Raw genomic sequence first — 15,785 nt, 5'->3', positions numbered from 1 at the left:
ATCCACACAACAAGCAGGCAGTTATGAGCAGCGACGTTAAACACAGTGCTTTTAAATATGACTACCTGGGCTCTGATCCTAAGGCAATTCAGAGGTCAGTCTCCAACCATTTGGTCTACACCATCGGCAAGGATCCATTCACAGCAACAGATCACGATTGGATGATGGCATTCAGTCATGTGGTTCGGGATCGCTTGATCGAACGCTGGATGGAGACACAACGTAACTACTACAAACACGATGCCAAGCGTGTCTACTATCTCTCGATGGAGTTCTTGATCGGTCGCAGCCTGATCAACAGCCTGTTGAATATGGATATTTACGATGCGTGCGGCCAGGCGCTGCACAAACTGGGCATCGAACTTGAACAGCTGCGAAACCTGGAACACGACGCAGCCCTTGGTAACGGAGGCCTGGGAAGACTTGCTGCCTGTTTTCTCGATTCCATGGCGAGCCTGAATATTCCCGGTTATGGTTATGGCATCCGTTTTGAATATGGCATGTTCCGCCAGAAAATTGAGAATGGCAGCCAGGTAGAGCTACCGGAAAACTGGCTGGTGCATGATAACCCGTGGGAGTTTCCACGTCCGGAAGTCTCCTACCGGATTCGCTTCGGCGGACGGGTCATGGAGTACCAGGATAGCAGTGGCCGTAAGCATTTCGACTGGATCGATGGCGACATTGTTATCGCACAGGCTTACGACACCCCGATTCCCGGTTTTCAGAATGATACGGTAAACAATCTGCGCCTGTGGAGCGCCAAGGCCCACGAAGCCTTCGACCTCAATCAGTTCAACCAGGGGGAGTATACAGAGGCGGTAGTCGGCAAGACCTTCTCAGAAAACATATCCAAAGTACTCTATCCCAACGACAGCTCCACCATGAATAAGCTGCTTAGATTAAAGCAGCAGTACTTTTTCGTCAGCGCCTCACTGAAAGACATCCTGCGACGCTTCTTCACAGACCATGAAGATCTGAAGGAGTTACCATCCAAAGTCGCCATCCAGCTCAATGACACCCATCCAGCCATTGCCATACCGGAAATGATGCGACTGCTGATGGACAAGCATCAACTGGAGTGGCAACCGGCCTGGGAGATCACCACCAGGGTCTTCTCATACACCAACCATACCCTGCTGCCGGAGGCCCTGGAGACCTGGCCGGTGAAGATCCTTGAAGAACTCCTTCCCCGCCACTTGCAACTGATTCTCGAAATCAATCGACGCTTCCTGCTGGTGCTGGGACACCTCCATCCTGGAGACATGGATATCCTGCGCCGCCTCTCAATCATCGATGAAGGTGGGGAGCGACGTATCCGCATGGCTCATCTGGCGATCATCGGCAGCCACAAGGTGAATGGTGTCTCTGCCATGCACAGTGAGCTATTGAGAGAGTCGACTTTCAAGGAGTTCAACCAATTCTATCCAGGCAAAATCATTAATATCACCAACGGCATCACCCCTCGTCGCTGGTTATACCTCTCTAATAGAAAACTCTCATCTTTGATTAGTGATGCTATCGGCCCCGAGTGGATAAAGGATCTCAGCCAGGTAAAAAAGCTTGAGGCATTCGCCCAGGACAGCAGCTTCCAGGACAAATTCCTTGATATCAAAAAGGCCAACAAGGATCACATGGCCAACCTGATTGAGTACTACCTGCATAAACAGGTCGATCCCACTACCCTGTTCGATGTCCAGGTAAAGCGAATTCATGAATACAAACGCCAATTGCTGAATCTGTTTCGCGCAATCGAACTCTACAACCGAATGGTCGATAATCCAGGTATCGATTGTGTTCCCCGCACCATTCTTTTTGGTGGTAAGGCAGCCCCTGGCTACAGTATGGCGAAAATGATCATACGCCTGATCAATGATGTTGCAGATGTAATCGACAACGATCCCGCTGTCAGCGACCGCCTTAAGATCATCTTCATCCCCAACTACGATGTCACTACCGCCACCGACATCATTCCCGCCGCTGAACTGTCACAGCAGATCTCTACCGCAGGTATGGAGGCATCGGGAACCGGCAACATGAAGCTGGCGCTGAATGGTGCCTTGACCATGGGCACTATGGATGGTGCGAATGTGGAGATGCTTGAGCAAGTGGGAGATGAAAATATCTTTATATTCGGACTCACCACTGATGATATCGCCCGGCTCAATCATCAAGGCTATCATCCACAGAGATACTATGAATCCGATCCCAGACTAAAACGCATCATCGATATGATCGCGAACGGTTTCTTCTCACCTGAAGAACCCTCCCGCTATCGCATGATCACCGATAACCTGCTGCGCAGTGACCATTTCAAAGTCCTGGCCGATTTTGATACCTATATGTCCATCAGTGATAAAGCAGATGGCATCTATCGGGAACCCTCATCCTGGGTCCGAATGGCAATACTCAATACCGCGCGTATGGGTTATTTCTCAAGTGATCGCACCATCAGTGAATATGCCAGTAAGATATGGCAGGTGGAGCAAGTGTCGGGTTAATCAGAAATGCATACGAAAGTTGTTATCATATTTTTAAGCATCTTAGCCCCCCCCAACTTGAGCTACTCGGTAGGGTGGGGCCCTGCCCCACCAATCTGTTGAAGAGAAATAAGAGACTCAAAGACGCAAAGAAACTTGAGAATCAATAAAAAGCACCCAGCAAGACAATTATTCTAAATATGGGATATAATTCCCATACAAACCAACACTGGATCATCTGCCTCTACAAAGGGAGTGATGGCATGAATGGAAAGCATAGCTGGATAACCCTGTTAACACTAAGTCTCTCACTCTTTGCCTGTGGTGGAGGCGGTGGAGACGACGACAGTGATGACGATGATGATGACAACAGCGGTCCAGGCGTAACTGAAGTCAGCGGCAGCCATCGCGTTCTGGCCTTTAATGACCTGGGTATGCACTGTGCGGATCTCGACTATTCGACATTCGTCATCCTGCCCCCCTTCAATGTCATACACAGCCAGGTGATTGAACGGGGTAATCCTCCGAAACTGCTTGATGACAATAGCGTCGAAGTCAGCTATCTCGCTACATCTGATCCGAGCGGCTCGATCAACACTACCAGCCAGAACCTGGCCGGCAGTGTCAATAAAACCAACTTTTGGAGCATTAACCCGAATTCGGGTAATAGCTATGTCTTCGATCTGTTCGGAGATAACCCAGTGCCGGACGAGGGCTTGGTATTTGGCCAAAACATGCCTGGCATTCTCAACCCATACAGCGCCAATGATCCCCAGCTGTTCAACGAATTCAACAGATCCAAAGGCTGGTTCTCTGCTGAGGGTATTCCAATTCTGCCGGTCGACGACAACGGACAACCCAACGCCTATCCTTTGATGAGAGTCACTGCCCAGCAAGTGGGTAGCGAAACCGCCCTTGCCACGCTTGATGTCGTCTTACCCGTCGCCTCAGAGGCAGATTGCCAGAACTGTCATGCAGCAGGTGAGATTGCGGCACCCATCTCCAGCGAAATCCCCTACCTGATCCCGGACGACATCAATGATTCCAATGCTGTATTGCAGGCCGCAAAAGAGAACATACTGCTACTGCATGATGCGGAACACGCTACCAACCTGGTAGCAAGCAAACCCGTACTTTGTGCCGCATGCCACTACTCTGCTGCCTTGGATTTAAGTGGTTCCGGACCTGCCGGCAGCCAACTCGGAAATGACACCATGTCAGAAGTCATGCACAGGCATCATGGTCAGCTGACTGATGAAACGAGCGGTGAACCGATCTTCCCCAGCAATGGCGACCTGGAAGAGACCTGCTACCAGTGCCACCCAGGAAAAGTTACCCAATGCCTTCGTGGCGCTATGGGTGGTGCAGGTATCGAATGTGCCGATTGTCATGGGAGTATGCTTGCCGTAGGCCAGGAGACAAGAACACCTTGGCTTGACGAGCCTCGCTGCGAATCCTGCCATACCGGTGATGCAACCAGTCATCTTGGTGCCAGCCTGAGACTGAGCCAGGCCTGGGAAGACAACATCGACACAGCAACACCCCGAATCGCGACCAACAAACGCTTCGCAGAAAACGATTTGACGCTCTATCGCAACAGTCTCGGTCATGGCGGTGTTGCCTGCGAAGGCTGTCATGGCTCAACCCATGCCATCTGGCCGAATGCCAATGAGGCTTCCAATGACAACCTGGCATCGATACAACTCCAGGGACATGTCGGCACAATCAGTGATTGCAGCACTTGCCATACCAGCCTGCCTCTGACCACGTCCGGCCCCCATGGCATGCATAACGTCAATAGCCGAGGCTGGAACCTTGATCATGAAGACTTTTACAAAGATAACCCCAGCAGTTGCCAAAGTTGCCATGGCGTTAACCTGCAAGGTACCGTGTTATCCCAAGCTGCTGATGACAGAAACTACCTGCGGGACGATGATGGAGAGAGAACCATCTTCGTGGCGAAAGGTACGCAAGTGAGTTGCACCTTATGCCATGAATACCCCGAGGAAGATGATGACTGATAGGCATCGTAGAGTCTGTCGAGCTCTGATTCAGATACTCCTGCAGAAGACAATTTATAATCCAAACAGCTGCTCATCATCACTCTCACCCAACCGCACAAAGGTGATACCTATACCGTAGATACTCTGTTCCATTGCAACTCTAAAATGGATTTTGTCGATAACCTTGGTTTATAAGGTGGCGAGTTTCGGTATTTCATAAAATCTTGAGCTATCGAACTGTGCCCGGATGTTCAACATGCCATGGATACCCAGGTAGCCTGGATGGAGCACAGCGGAATCCGGGATGGTTGGTGCGCTGTTCCCCAGGATTCCGTTGCACTTCATCCAGGCTACGGACTTATTATGTTTGTACCGTAGGGTGGGGCCATGCCCCACCAAATAGGTTAGAAGTAGACAAATAGTGGATGATCACTCTGGATCTTGAATGAACTTCTCTGCAACTTATCACTATTTCCCACCATATATGGTGGGGCATGGCCCCACCCTACGGAAGGTAAGGGAGAGATGGTATCTGACTCTCTCATTGTGATAGGTAGTAGGGTTGGCTATATCTTGCGATTAGTTGCTGGTAATAGATAAACAATTATCAACGCTTGAAAACTAATTAGATGAGTTTCATGTGCAGCTAAATATCATCTTATGAGCGCTTTTTATTATACAAACAGCTTATCGAACAGCTGCTCATCATCACTCTCACCCAGCTGCTCAAAAAAGAGATCAGTTCTCTGCTTGAGATCTGTCAGGTTACTCTGGCGGATCAACTCTCTGCTCTCAAGCAGGGCACTGGGCTGCATGCTGAGTTCGCGTAATCCCATCCCGATCAATAACCTTACATAACGCGGATCACCTGCCATCTCGCCACACATACTGACTGGTATATCTGCCTGACGAGCTGCATCAATGGTATTTTGAATCAGTGACAGCACAGCCGGGTGCAGCGGATCGAAAAGAAAATTGACCTCTTCATCCATTCTGTCCACCGCAAGGGTGTATTGAATCAGATCGTTAGTACCTATCGAGAGAAAGTCGAGTAATTGGGCAAAACGATCCGCTATAATCGCAGCAGCCGGAACCTCTATCATACCGCCGACAGGAATCTCAGAATCGAAAGGGATTCCCTCTTCAGTCAGCTCATGCTTGGTTTTGTCGATGATATCCAAAACCTGCTTTAACTCTTTAATCCCAGAGAGCATCGGTATCATCAGTCGAACCGGCCCCTCTGCAGATGCGCGGAGAATAGCTCTCAGCTGTGGCACAAACAGTTCAGGCTCCTTCAGGCAGAGCCTGATCGCCCGCAGCCCCAGTGCTGGGTTGATGGATGGCATGCAACTCGATTCGGCGATTGCGCCCGTGGTCTTGTCCACCCCCAGGTCGAGTGTACGTATCGTGAGCGGAATACCGCCCAATCCTCTTACAGCAGCGATATAGACATCCAACTGCTCAGCTTCAGTCGGGGGTTCGCTACGATTCATATAGAGAAATTCAGTGCGGAACAGACCCACCCCATCTGCTCGGTTTTCCATCGTTATGCCGATGTCTTCTGGAAGCTCAATATTGGCATAGAGAAATATCTGATCGCCGTCTGTAGTCAGAGCAGGCAGGTCTACCTGCTGGCGAAGCTCTACCTCTCTTCTTCGGCGGGTCTCTATTCGCTGCCGGTAGTAATCCAGGATTCGTTCGGTAGGATCAGCCAGCACAACACCCTGTGCGCCATCAACAACCAGCGGCTCTCCCTGTCGAAACAGAACGGTTGCCTGGTGAATACCCACTACAGCAGGAATACCCAGACTGCGTGCCAGGATTGCGGTGTGGGAGAGCGGCCCACCATACTCGGTGATAAATGCGGCAACCCCCTGATTTTTCATCATGATAGTTTCAGCAGGGGTCAGATCCCGTGCCACGATGACCCGCCCTTTGAGATCACCCCTCTGTTCAGGTTCTCCACCGGCCAAAACAAATTGCACGTGCCCCACAACATGATTCACATCATCTTTGCGGGTACGCAGATAGGGGTCGTCCATCTCATCGAAGACCCTAACCAGCTCATCTCGCCGTACCTGCAATGCCCACTCAGCGGTGTATAACTTCTCCTGGATCAGGCTTATGGTTGCCTGACTGATGGCATTGTCCTCCAGCATCAACAGATGAGTATCAATAAACTCGCTGATATCCTGGGCAGTATCCTCAGGGATCAGGTTGCGTACTGAACGTAAATGACTGGTGGTGGTCAGCAAGGCCGTTTCAAAACGCTCTACCTCGGCATTAATCCGATCCCTGGTAATCTCTCGATGAGTGATCTCCGGTACGCCTTGCTGTAAAAGGTAGGCATCACCAATTGCGACCTCGCGGGTCGTCTTGATACCGATGCCCTGACAGGAGAGCGTCATTGTTCCTCCCCAAACTTATTGTTGATGAGAACTATTAATGCCTCCATCGCCTGCTGTTCATCGTTGCCATCGATTTCGAGCTTCAATACAGAGCCTTTATTTGCTGCAAGCATCATCACACCCATAATGCTTTTACCATTAACCCGTTGACCATTTCGGTTCAAAAATACGTTACTGTCGTAACCATTGGCGCAGCTGACTAGCTTTGCTGCAGCACGGGCATGCAATCCAAGTTTGTTTACTATTTCTATCTCTTTTTCAAGCATGATTAATACTATTTTAGTGGGCTTTTACAGCAATGAATCCCATCCCTGCCACCACTGACGGCTTTTTCCGTTAGTGATTTAAGGTCGAGATCCTGATAATTGAGCGTACGAATCAACATCGGCAGATTAAGCCCTGATACCACGTTCACTCGATCTGACTCAGCCAGACTATAAGCAATATTGCTGGGTGTGGAGCCATACATATCGGTAAACACCAACACGCCATCCCCTTCATCAAGACTATCCACTGCTTTACGGGCCTGAGTTTTAATTTGATCAGGATTGCAGTCAGTCGACACAGTTAATGTTTCAACAGACAACAGCGCACCATTGAACATCTTATTTGCTGTCTCAAGCAGAGCATCACCAATTTGAGAATGGGTTATCAATAACAACCCAATGCTCATGACAACTCACGATGGCGAGACATGACTTGCAAACCTGCATCCTTAAAATGTCGATATAACTGTTCAACAACATACACAGAACGATGTTGCCCACCTGTACAACCGATAGCGATGGTTAAATAGCTGCGCCCATCTGCTTCGAAAGCGGGAATCCAACGGGATAGAAAGCTGATCAGGTCTGACACCATGAGGTTGGTCTCATTCTGAGCATTAAGATATTCAGCAACAGGCTGATCCAATCCGGTAAAGGTACGTAATTCAGTCTGCCAATAGGGGTTGGGTAAACACCGCACATCGAACAAATAGTCCACATCTCGAGGCAGCCCGTGCTTGAATCCGAAGGACTCAAACAGAATTGAAACCTGCCCATTCTCACCATCGATTCGATTACGAACCAGGTCTCGTAACTCATGTACGTTACTGTGAGTGGTATCTATTCTGAGATTCGCCGCTTCACTCAACGGCTGCAGAAGTTCTCGCTCATGTTGAATCGCCTCACTGAGGGAGCGTTGCTGGTTGCTCAAGGGATGTTTACGCCGGGTCTCGCTAAAACGCTTGATCAACGTATCCAGCTGGGCATCGAGAAACAACATATTGCAATTAATACCACGCTGACGAATGTTCTCCACCACTGCCGGCAGACTTGAGATCTGACTTGGTTGGCTGCGTGCATCAATACCTACTGCAGTTTTATTGAAGATCTCCTCAGGTTCACCGTTCAAATAATCGGATACTGAAACCAAAAGCGAGACCGGAAGATTATCAATGCAGTAGTACCCCATATCCTCCAGGGTATGCAGAGCAATGGTCTTTCCTGAGCCGGAGAGCCCTGTAACAATCTGAAGTTTTATCTCATTTGCCATTCTGTTCAGACTCTTGAAACTAGTGTTTTACCCGAATCCAGCTCGGTAACATCGCCAGATCGCAGGAGGTAATTACCTTTTTTGTAAACAAGTTAACAGGAATATCGACAAAGCAGATAGGGATACCTTGCCCAGCTGAGTTTACCCTCAGCATATTCATCCTGCACACATCAATGAGAGTAGGCTAAGCCTGATCTATATAGTTTTTCTGACGTTCGATAAAATCCTCGGTCGCGTTGTACCCATCCATCTTCAGCAGATGTTGTCGTACAGCCGTCTCCACCAGGATTGCCAGATTTCTACCTGCTGCAACAGGCAGGCTCGTCTGCGGCACCTCAACTCCCAGCAATGTTCGATGGGAATGACAACCTTCCAGGCGATCCATGTCATCTAATTTTTTATCATCAAAGTGCAGCAAATCGATTATTAAGTGTAGCTGCTTCTCTGGCTTTATAGCACTGTTACCAAAGATCGCACGCACATTAATCAGCCCCAATCCACGAACTTCGAGGAAGTCCTGCAGTACCTTGGGACAGCGACCGCTCAAGGTCTTACCGCCGGTTTTATAAAACTCTGTTGCATCATCAGCCACAAGACGATGCCCCCGCGAAATCAGAGCCAGGGCCAGCTCACTTTTTCCGATTGCCGGATCTCCACTAAGCAGTACACCCTTACCTAAAACTTCCATATAGACCCCATGTAACAACAGCGTCTCACCCACTGGAAGACTGAATTTCTCCAGCAGTCGATGGATTACATAGTTGTCACCTTTCGGGGTGAACATGAGTGCAGTTCTGTTCTTTTCTGCCAATTCAAGGCAGCTCTGTTGAGGCTTTAGACCATCAGTAAATATCAGCGCCAGAGGAGAGGTGGTAAAAAGCGCCCTCAGAGATTCCCGGTATTTTTCTTCACCGCTGCTCTGTAGATGTTTCTGCTCAGGAGGACCAATCACTTGAATTTGATTGGGTCGAATCAGATTCAGTGGTCCCACAGGTTGTTGACCGTGGGGCGACTCACTGTCCAACTCTATTGTTTTTTCATCACCATCACCATTCCAGCTCAGTGAAAGTTCGCTGGCAAATTCGTCGAAAAGATCGCGAATGGTGTAGTTGGTGGGCATTAAACTGACGTTATCGCCGCTTCTCGCTGCCGGATTAACTGAAACAGTTGCTGCGTTGTTTCCGCTTCACGCAGTGCCGAGCAGAATGGAGGGTCATCAAACATCCTGGCCAATTTTGCCAGTAGTTGCAGATGGGCTTCAGTTGCCTCCTCAGGAACCAGCATGGCAAAGGCAAGATCCACCGGTTGGCTGTCGATCGCATCAAAATCGACCCCTGAAGGCAGCTGAATAAATGCTGCGGTGGATTGTGTTATCTGTGACATTCGCGCATGGGGTAGCGCTATTCCTTTGCCCAGTCCAGTGCTGCCTAAACGTTCACGCTCAAGCAATGCATCAAACACAGTATCCTGTGTGAGACCAGGAGCAGAATTGGCCAATCTTTGGCCAAGCTGCTCCAGGACACGTTTTTTACTGGCTGCCTCCACACTGCAGCCGATCCGTTCCTCAAGCAGAAATCCGTCGGGAAACATGGAGACCTCGCCAGTTTTATCTATTCTGAACTACTGCTACTTACAGCGTACTTCGCGCCACTACCGGCACGGTGACTCTGCATCTTTTCTTTATGCTTTATGACTTGCCTATCCAGCTTATCGGTAAGCCCATCAATGGCCGCATACATATCTTCCTGTACTGCATCAGCGAATACGCTGGCACCGTTCACTTGCATGGTGGCCTCTGCCTTTTGCCTCAGCTTTTCTACGCTCAAGATGACATGTACATTGATTACATTATCAAAATGCCTCTCAAGACGTTCGAACTTATTATCTACATAGCTTTTCAAGGCATCGGTAACTTCCACATGATGACCGGTAACGCTTATCTGCATAATTTTCTCCTGTCTTAGATGAGTTGGCTCATCACTCTAACTGAGGCGGTGAAGTAACGCCGGGGCATTTTTACAGCAACTCATTCATGAATCCACTTTTATCTGAAACCGCTCCGGTTCAGTAAGCATATCAAGCATGAATGATAGCCACTCCGATAATTCACTTCACCTACATCAGTCGCTTACGCTCGTTCGATGGTGGGATACTCATCGACTCGCGGTATTTTGCCACCGTTCGGCGGGCCACTTTTATACCCTGTTCCGACAATATGGCGGCGATTTTGTTATCGCTGAGAGGTTTGTTTGTATTCTCTGCAGCAATCAATTTTTTTATCAGCGCACGTATAGCAGTGGAGGAGCACTCACCCCCTGCACTTGTGTTCACATGGCTGGAGAAGAAATATTTAAACTCCAGCGTACCCCTGGGGGTATGCATATACTTCTGGGTTGTCACCCTGGATATGGTCGACTCGTGCATCTCCAGAGCCTCAGCGATATCCCGTAAAACCAGTGGCTTCATAGCCTCTTCGCCATGTTCAAAAAAGCCCCGCTGATATTCAACAATCTTACTCGCCACACGCAGAATAGTCTCATTTCGACTCATCAGGCTTTTGATGAACCAACGCGCTTCCTGCAGGTGGTTTTTCAGGAAAGTATTGTCATCACTCTGATCCGCACGCTTGATCAGACTGGCATAGTCGTTGTTTACCCTTAGTTTAGGCGTAACCTCACCATTTAGCTCCACAACCCAGCGATTATTGCGCTTGCTGACGAATACATCAGGAATCACATACTGAGGCTCGCTTTTGGCGATCGCTGTGCCAGGGTGAGGATTGAGCGTCCTGATCAACTGCATGATAGCCATCAGGTCGTCCTGATCAACCTTCATTCGTCGCATGATCTGATTCTGATCCTGTGCAGAGAGCAAGTTGAAATGGTCGCGACAGAGTCTGATCGCCAAATCCAAATAGGGTGTTTTTTCAGGAAGTTGCCGAAGTTGAATTAGAAGGCAGTCCTGAGCACCCTGAGCACCAACCCCCGGAGGGTCGAAAGCCTGGATACGATGAAGTACTGCCTCTACATCCTCCAGAGTCATCTCCTCATCATTCAGGGAAACCAGGATCTCCTGGAGATCACCTTTGAAATATCCATCCTCATCAATACTGTCGATGAGGTTAGTGGCAATCAGAATATCCTGCTCAGTGAATGGGGTCAGTGTCATCTGCCAGACCAGGTGGTCATGCAAAGTGATCGCGCCACTGCGCTGAACCAGATAGTCATTGTCTGCAGATTCACTACCACTGCTCGATGGGGGAAGATAACTGTCGTATACGTCAGCCCATTCACTATCAACGGGCAGGTCTTCTGTGATCTGGCTACTGTCGGTCTGAATTTCCCGCTCGTTGTTGATATCGTTGGAGCTCAAAGACTCTTTATTGTCTGAACTCTGATCAGAGCTCTCTTGACTAGCTTCTTCTTTTTGAGTCTGCTGACTAAACTCCTCTTCACCCTCCAGCATGGGGTTTGTTTCAAGAACCTCCTGCACCTCCTGACTCAGGTCGAGCGCAGACAATTGCAACAGGCGTATTGCCTGCTGCAACTGAGGTGTCATTGTTAAATGTTGTCCGAGCCGGAGCTGTAGAGCCTGCTTCATAGCAGAGATATCTTTAAACCTGGTATGTTATTTGTATGTCTTTATATTCATTCTAGCTAATAAATGCCGTTCACGGAATAATTCTTGGTATTTGTTTCGTTTGAATATAATTCTGCCTCATACTTTAACCTTCATTTTGTCAGCTGACGAGTAGTCATCATCTCTACTCTTAAATCACATAATCCATGAAAAAACATAAACATAGCCTTACATAGTAAAATTTTCGCCCAGATAAACACTACGTACCTCCTGGTTATCGAGGATCTCCTCGGTGGTTCCTTCCGCCAATACCTTACCAGTATTAATGATGTAGGCTCTATCACAAATATCAAGAGTCTCTCTAACATTATGGTCGGTAATCAACACCCCAATCTTTAATTCTCTAAGATGTTGAATGATTCTTTTAATATCGATAACCGCAATTGGGTCGACACCTGCAAATGGCTCATCCAACAAAATGAATGCGGGCTCCATTGAAAGCGCACGGGCAATCTCCAGGCGGCGTCGCTCTCCACCTGAGAGGCTCATAGCCATACTCTCTCTCAAATGTTCGATACCGAACTCTTCCAAAAGCCGGTCACAATGCGCTCTTCTTGCTTGCGCGTCCAGATCCTTTCGATTTTCCAGTATCGCCAATATATTCTGCGCTGTATTGAGCCGCCTGAAAACAGAGGGCTCCTGGGCCAGATAACCAATACCCATGCTGGCGCGCTTATGCATTGCAAGATCAGTGAGCTCCTCTCCATCCAGGTAGATTCTACCCTGATCAGCCTGAACAAGGCCCACGATCATGTAGAAACTGGTGGTCTTTCCGGCACCATTTGGCCCTAACAGCCCAACAACCTCACCGCTATTCAGATTGAGCGAAACACCATCGACCACTTTACGCTTATGGTACTGCTTCTCAAGTGCATCTGCCCGCAACTGGCTCACGGTGCATCGCTCTTGGTCTGGGGTTCAATTACGACTTGAACCCGCTCTTTACCCTGAGCACTGCTACCCGCCTTCACCTGGGCACTGGTTCGATTGTAAACAATCCGGTCATTTCGAAAACTGTTACCGCCCTGCTCAAGCAGAGCATTGTCAATCAATACCATTTCATCACGATCAACATGAATTTCCATCCTTCGCGCCTGACCATGCACCTCTACCCCATCGACTTCCGGCAGCTGACTGAATCTAGTCGGTTCGCCTTCACTGATGATCCGCTCCGTCTTTCCCTGCCGACGATGAACCCAGAGGCGCTCAGCCCACAACTTCATACTACCCTGGGTGATCGTCACATTCCCCTCATAGAGGCTGATACCTGTCGACTCATCAATGGCTAGACTGTCCGCCTCAAGCTGCATTGGCTGATCCCGATCACTCTCCAAGGCCATAATCGGCATTGCGCCAAAACAGACAAGGCCATATACCAGGATTGACAGAATGCCCTTACTCGAACTCATAGTAGCCTCGTACCTGATGTAATAACTTCAAGCGAGATGGCTCAGTCAGCCATGCCTGCATGCCGACTGCTGATATTCGCTGCTGACCACTCTGAATTTCGACCGCCTCAGCCGTTGATGCATATGAGTCTTTTGATTTAAAAGTCAGATCTTCGGTCTCAATCAGATAAGGTGCGAAATCACCCTTTCCTTCACGCTCGATGATCACTCTGCCCGGAAGATAGAGTGTCTCTTGCTGATGGTCTGCCACACCCTGTTCTGCCTGCATCCTCCATGGCGGCGTATCGGCTCGGAAACGCCATACCACTGGCTTTAACAGCTCGGTAATACCACGCTTCTCATAATGTAACATTTTAGGGGTTTGTAATGTTTGCAGAAGCTCCCCATCCTCATTGTACTGTTTTACGCGTAGGTCCACGGCATAGGAATCAGGGATATCCCTAGCTACCTGTCGTTTCTGCATCTCAGGGCGCGTCAGTTCATTCACCCACCAGGCTAAACTCAGCACCAGGGCGAGCATCAAGGAGAGACCAAGCAGGCGTCTGTTCAAGCTAGACTTCCCACATATCCATAATCAACTGCGAACTCATGCTTCAAAGATAGTGATCCAAACTGGCTTGCAAGGTTCCTTGCGCTTCCATGATCATCTCACAAACATCCCTGCCAGCCCCATGTCCACCGCCATGAGGCGTTTGCCAGTGGGCGTGTTGAACCACAAAGGGGTGCGCATCCTGAACGGCGATGGCAAGCCCGACTCGACGCATGATAGGAAGATCCACAACATCATCCCCGACGTAAGCGACCTGCTCATCAGTAAGCCCCAGTTTATCTCTCAACTCTTCATACGCTGGAAGCTTCTCGAGTTTGCCCTGATAGACATGCTCAATACCCAGGTTTTCCATGCGCAACCTCACCACTTCAGAGGTCCGGCCAGTGATAATGCCAATCACCACACCGGTGAATTGCAACATTTTCATCCCATGTCCATCTCTGGAATTAAAGGACTTGTACTCTTGACCATCATCACCGAAAAAAAGAGCGCCATCCGTCAATACCCCATCAACATCAAATATCAAGAGTTTGACTGCTTTTGCTTTATTATAAATATCCTGCATTTTGCCCCCCTGTCTAGTATTTCATATCGTTTGACAATGTTACCGTGACGCTAAATGGCTAGCCGCAAGGCATGCCCCCCCTTTCCAAGGCGCGTAACAACACGGGTCGCCGGGTAGCGTCTTGTCCGAGAGGAGGCCTGCTCAGGCCTCTAAAACTGTCGACCAATTGAAACACGACACTACATAACACCAGCTCTAAGTAGGTCGTGCATGTTGAATGCGCCAATCAGACGCTGCTCCTCATCCACCACCAGCAGGCCGTTTATTTTATTTTCATCCATCAACTGTAACGCCTCAGCCGCCAACATTTCTGGCGGAACCCGTTTGCAATCCCTTGTCATCACCTCTTCAACACTGATTTTGTGTATATCGATCGGCTGGTTGAGCGTACGCCTTAGATCGCCATCCGTATAGACACCGGCAAGACGCCCCTCGTGATCAACAACCGCTGTCATGCCCAGCCCCTTCACAGACATCACCTCCAACGCCTGGTGAAGCGTAGCCTCAAGCGTCACCGATGGCAGGGCCTCTCCACTATGCATGATATCTCGAACATGCAGCAACAGACGTCTACCGAGCGATCCGCCAGGATGGGACAAAGCAAAATCCTTGGCAGTAAAACCTCGCGCTTGCAGCAGAGCCACCGCCAAAGCATCGCCCATCACCAGTGCGGCAGTAGTACTGGAGGTCGGCGCCAGCCCCAGGGGACAGGCCTCTTTATCAACACTGACATCGATATGAACCTCAGACTCTCTTGCCAAGGTCGAATGAGGCTTTCCTGTCATCGCGATCAACGGCACACCCAATCGCTTCAGCAGGGGAAGTATTACCAGTAACTCTCCTGTCTCCCCGGAATTTGATAACGCCAAAACCACATCATCAGCTGTGATCATACCCAAATCCCCATGACTGGCTTCACCAGGATGGACAAAAAATGCCGGGCTACCCGTACTAGCAAGGGTTGCTGCCAGTTTGTTACCGATATGACCAGATTTTCCCATACCGATCACGACAATACGGCCACGACAATTAAGCAGATAGTGGCAAGCCTGGGCAAACCCTCCATCCAACCTTGGAATCAACGCTGAGACCGCCGCAGCCTCGGTTTCAATTACCGCCTGGCCCAACTCGATCATTTGGGTCATTTCTTGCTGTGAGGGTGGTGTGGGTTTCTTCATCCGAACAGTATGTCTTGTTT

At 49.3% G+C, this 15,785-nt stretch carries 15 protein-coding genes; 2 read left to right on the top strand and 13 right to left on the bottom strand.

What is annotated here, in order from left to right:
- Nucleotides 1-23: 23 nt before the first annotated feature.
- Both AC4IE7_RS04140 and AC4IE7_RS04135 read left to right on the top strand, forming a co-directional pair.
- Nucleotides 24-2,498, top strand: a complete 2,475-nt coding sequence (locus AC4IE7_RS04140; RefSeq protein ID WP_490775543.1) for a glycogen/starch/alpha-glucan phosphorylase — start codon at nucleotides 24-26, stop codon at nucleotides 2,496-2,498.
- A gap of 242 nt (nucleotides 2,499-2,740) precedes the next feature.
- Nucleotides 2,741-4,498, top strand: a complete 1,758-nt coding sequence (locus AC4IE7_RS04135; protein WP_490775542.1) for a cytochrome C — start codon at nucleotides 2,741-2,743, stop codon at nucleotides 4,496-4,498.
- A 656-nt stretch (nucleotides 4,499-5,154) separates the two neighbouring features.
- Here the strand turns inward: AC4IE7_RS04135 and ptsP are convergent.
- The 13 genes from ptsP to AC4IE7_RS04070 form a co-directional block, all read right to left on the bottom strand.
- On the bottom strand, nucleotides 5,155-6,888 hold the full coding sequence (gene ptsP, locus AC4IE7_RS04130) for a phosphoenolpyruvate--protein phosphotransferase (RefSeq protein WP_490775541.1): 1,734 nt from the start codon (nucleotides 6,886-6,888) through the stop codon (nucleotides 5,155-5,157).
- Complete coding sequence (locus AC4IE7_RS04125; RefSeq protein WP_490775540.1) at nucleotides 6,885-7,154, bottom strand: HPr family phosphocarrier protein; 270 nt, start codon at nucleotides 7,152-7,154, stop codon at nucleotides 6,885-6,887. The genes ptsP and AC4IE7_RS04125 overlap by 4 nt, the downstream gene beginning before the upstream one ends.
- Nucleotides 7,155-7,162: 8 nt before the next feature.
- Nucleotides 7,163-7,561 carry a PTS sugar transporter subunit IIA gene (locus tag AC4IE7_RS04120; RefSeq protein ID WP_490775539.1) on the bottom strand — a complete coding sequence of 133 codons (399 nt, stop codon included), beginning with the start codon at nucleotides 7,559-7,561 and terminating at the stop codon, nucleotides 7,163-7,165.
- Nucleotides 7,558-8,424 (bottom strand): RNase adapter RapZ, encoded by an 867-nt coding sequence (gene rapZ / locus AC4IE7_RS04115; RefSeq protein WP_490775538.1) that lies wholly within the window; start codon nucleotides 8,422-8,424, stop codon nucleotides 7,558-7,560. Before rapZ ends, AC4IE7_RS04120 begins: the two co-directional genes overlap by 4 nt.
- 184 nt (nucleotides 8,425-8,608) lie before the next feature.
- Entirely contained in the window at nucleotides 8,609-9,544 is a 936-nt protein-coding gene (gene hprK, locus AC4IE7_RS04110) for an HPr(Ser) kinase/phosphatase (protein WP_490775537.1), read from the bottom strand.
- The gene (gene ptsN, locus AC4IE7_RS04105; RefSeq protein ID WP_490775536.1) at nucleotides 9,544-10,014 is read right to left on the bottom strand and encodes a PTS IIA-like nitrogen regulatory protein PtsN; all 471 of its coding nucleotides are present in this window, start codon (nucleotides 10,012-10,014) and stop codon (nucleotides 9,544-9,546) included. The genes hprK and ptsN overlap by 1 nt, the downstream gene beginning before the upstream one ends.
- A 20-nt stretch (nucleotides 10,015-10,034) precedes the next feature.
- Entirely contained in the window at nucleotides 10,035-10,370 is a 336-nt protein-coding gene (hpf, locus tag AC4IE7_RS04100) for a ribosome hibernation-promoting factor, HPF/YfiA family (RefSeq protein ID WP_490775535.1), read from the bottom strand.
- Nucleotides 10,371-10,539: 169 nt separating this feature from the next.
- Nucleotides 10,540-12,024 (bottom strand): RNA polymerase factor sigma-54, encoded by a 1,485-nt coding sequence (locus tag AC4IE7_RS04095; protein WP_490775534.1) that lies wholly within the window; start codon nucleotides 12,022-12,024, stop codon nucleotides 10,540-10,542.
- A 207-nt stretch (nucleotides 12,025-12,231) separates the two neighbouring features.
- The gene (gene lptB / locus AC4IE7_RS04090) at nucleotides 12,232-12,957 is read right to left on the bottom strand and encodes an LPS export ABC transporter ATP-binding protein (RefSeq protein WP_490775533.1); all 726 of its coding nucleotides are present in this window, start codon (nucleotides 12,955-12,957) and stop codon (nucleotides 12,232-12,234) included.
- Nucleotides 12,954-13,472: a lipopolysaccharide transport periplasmic protein LptA gene (lptA, locus tag AC4IE7_RS04085; RefSeq protein ID WP_490775532.1), complete on the bottom strand. Its 519-nt coding sequence runs from the start codon at nucleotides 13,470-13,472 to the stop codon at nucleotides 12,954-12,956. Before lptA ends, lptB begins: the two co-directional genes overlap by 4 nt.
- A complete protein-coding gene (gene lptC, locus AC4IE7_RS04080; RefSeq protein ID WP_490775531.1) occupies nucleotides 13,459-14,022 on the bottom strand; it encodes an LPS export ABC transporter periplasmic protein LptC in 564 nt (187 codons plus the stop codon). The genes lptA and lptC overlap by 14 nt, the downstream gene beginning before the upstream one ends.
- A gap of 43 nt (nucleotides 14,023-14,065) precedes the next feature.
- Nucleotides 14,066-14,587: a 3-deoxy-manno-octulosonate-8-phosphatase KdsC gene (kdsC, locus tag AC4IE7_RS04075; RefSeq protein ID WP_490775530.1), complete on the bottom strand. Its 522-nt coding sequence runs from the start codon at nucleotides 14,585-14,587 to the stop codon at nucleotides 14,066-14,068.
- Between the two features lie 179 nt (nucleotides 14,588-14,766).
- A complete protein-coding gene (locus AC4IE7_RS04070) occupies nucleotides 14,767-15,732 on the bottom strand; it encodes a KpsF/GutQ family sugar-phosphate isomerase (RefSeq protein WP_490775529.1) in 966 nt (321 codons plus the stop codon).
- Nucleotides 15,733-15,785: the final 53 nt, after the last annotated feature.

It is taken from the genome of Candidatus Thiodiazotropha sp. AKAK3, from assembly GCF_058244645.1.
The sequence above is the reverse complement of the archived record's forward strand: the minus strand, read 5'-3'. Positions and strand labels throughout refer to the sequence as shown.

Bases quoted from the DNA above. Each gene is read 5' to 3' on its own strand.
- hprK (WP_490775537.1), bottom strand. From the start codon at position 9,544: ATGCCCACCAACTACACCATTCGCGATCTTTTCGACGAATTTGCCAGC.
- hpf (WP_490775535.1), bottom strand. From the start codon at position 10,370: ATGCAGATAAGCGTTACCGGTCATCATGTGGAAGTTACCGATGCCTTG.
- AC4IE7_RS04135 (WP_490775542.1), top strand. From the start codon at position 2,741: ATGAATGGAAAGCATAGCTGGATAACCCTGTTAACACTAAGTCTCTCA.
- ptsN (WP_490775536.1), bottom strand. From the start codon at position 10,014: ATGTTTCCCGACGGATTTCTGCTTGAGGAACGGATCGGCTGCAGTGTG.
- lptA (WP_490775532.1), bottom strand. From the start codon at position 13,472: ATGAGTTCGAGTAAGGGCATTCTGTCAATCCTGGTATATGGCCTTGTC.
- AC4IE7_RS04140 (WP_490775543.1), top strand. From the start codon at position 24: ATGAGCAGCGACGTTAAACACAGTGCTTTTAAATATGACTACCTGGGC.
- AC4IE7_RS04125 (WP_490775540.1), bottom strand. From the start codon at position 7,154: ATGCTTGAAAAAGAGATAGAAATAGTAAACAAACTTGGATTGCATGCC.
- kdsC (WP_490775530.1), bottom strand. From the start codon at position 14,587: ATGCAGGATATTTATAATAAAGCAAAAGCAGTCAAACTCTTGATATTT.
- AC4IE7_RS04070 (WP_490775529.1), bottom strand. From the start codon at position 15,732: ATGACCCAAATGATCGAGTTGGGCCAGGCGGTAATTGAAACCGAGGCT.
- AC4IE7_RS04095 (WP_490775534.1), bottom strand. From the start codon at position 12,024: ATGAAGCAGGCTCTACAGCTCCGGCTCGGACAACATTTAACAATGACA.
- ptsP (WP_490775541.1), bottom strand. From the start codon at position 6,888: ATGACGCTCTCCTGTCAGGGCATCGGTATCAAGACGACCCGCGAGGTC.
- AC4IE7_RS04120 (WP_490775539.1), bottom strand. From the start codon at position 7,561: ATGAGCATTGGGTTGTTATTGATAACCCATTCTCAAATTGGTGATGCT.
- rapZ (WP_490775538.1), bottom strand. From the start codon at position 8,424: ATGGCAAATGAGATAAAACTTCAGATTGTTACAGGGCTCTCCGGCTCA.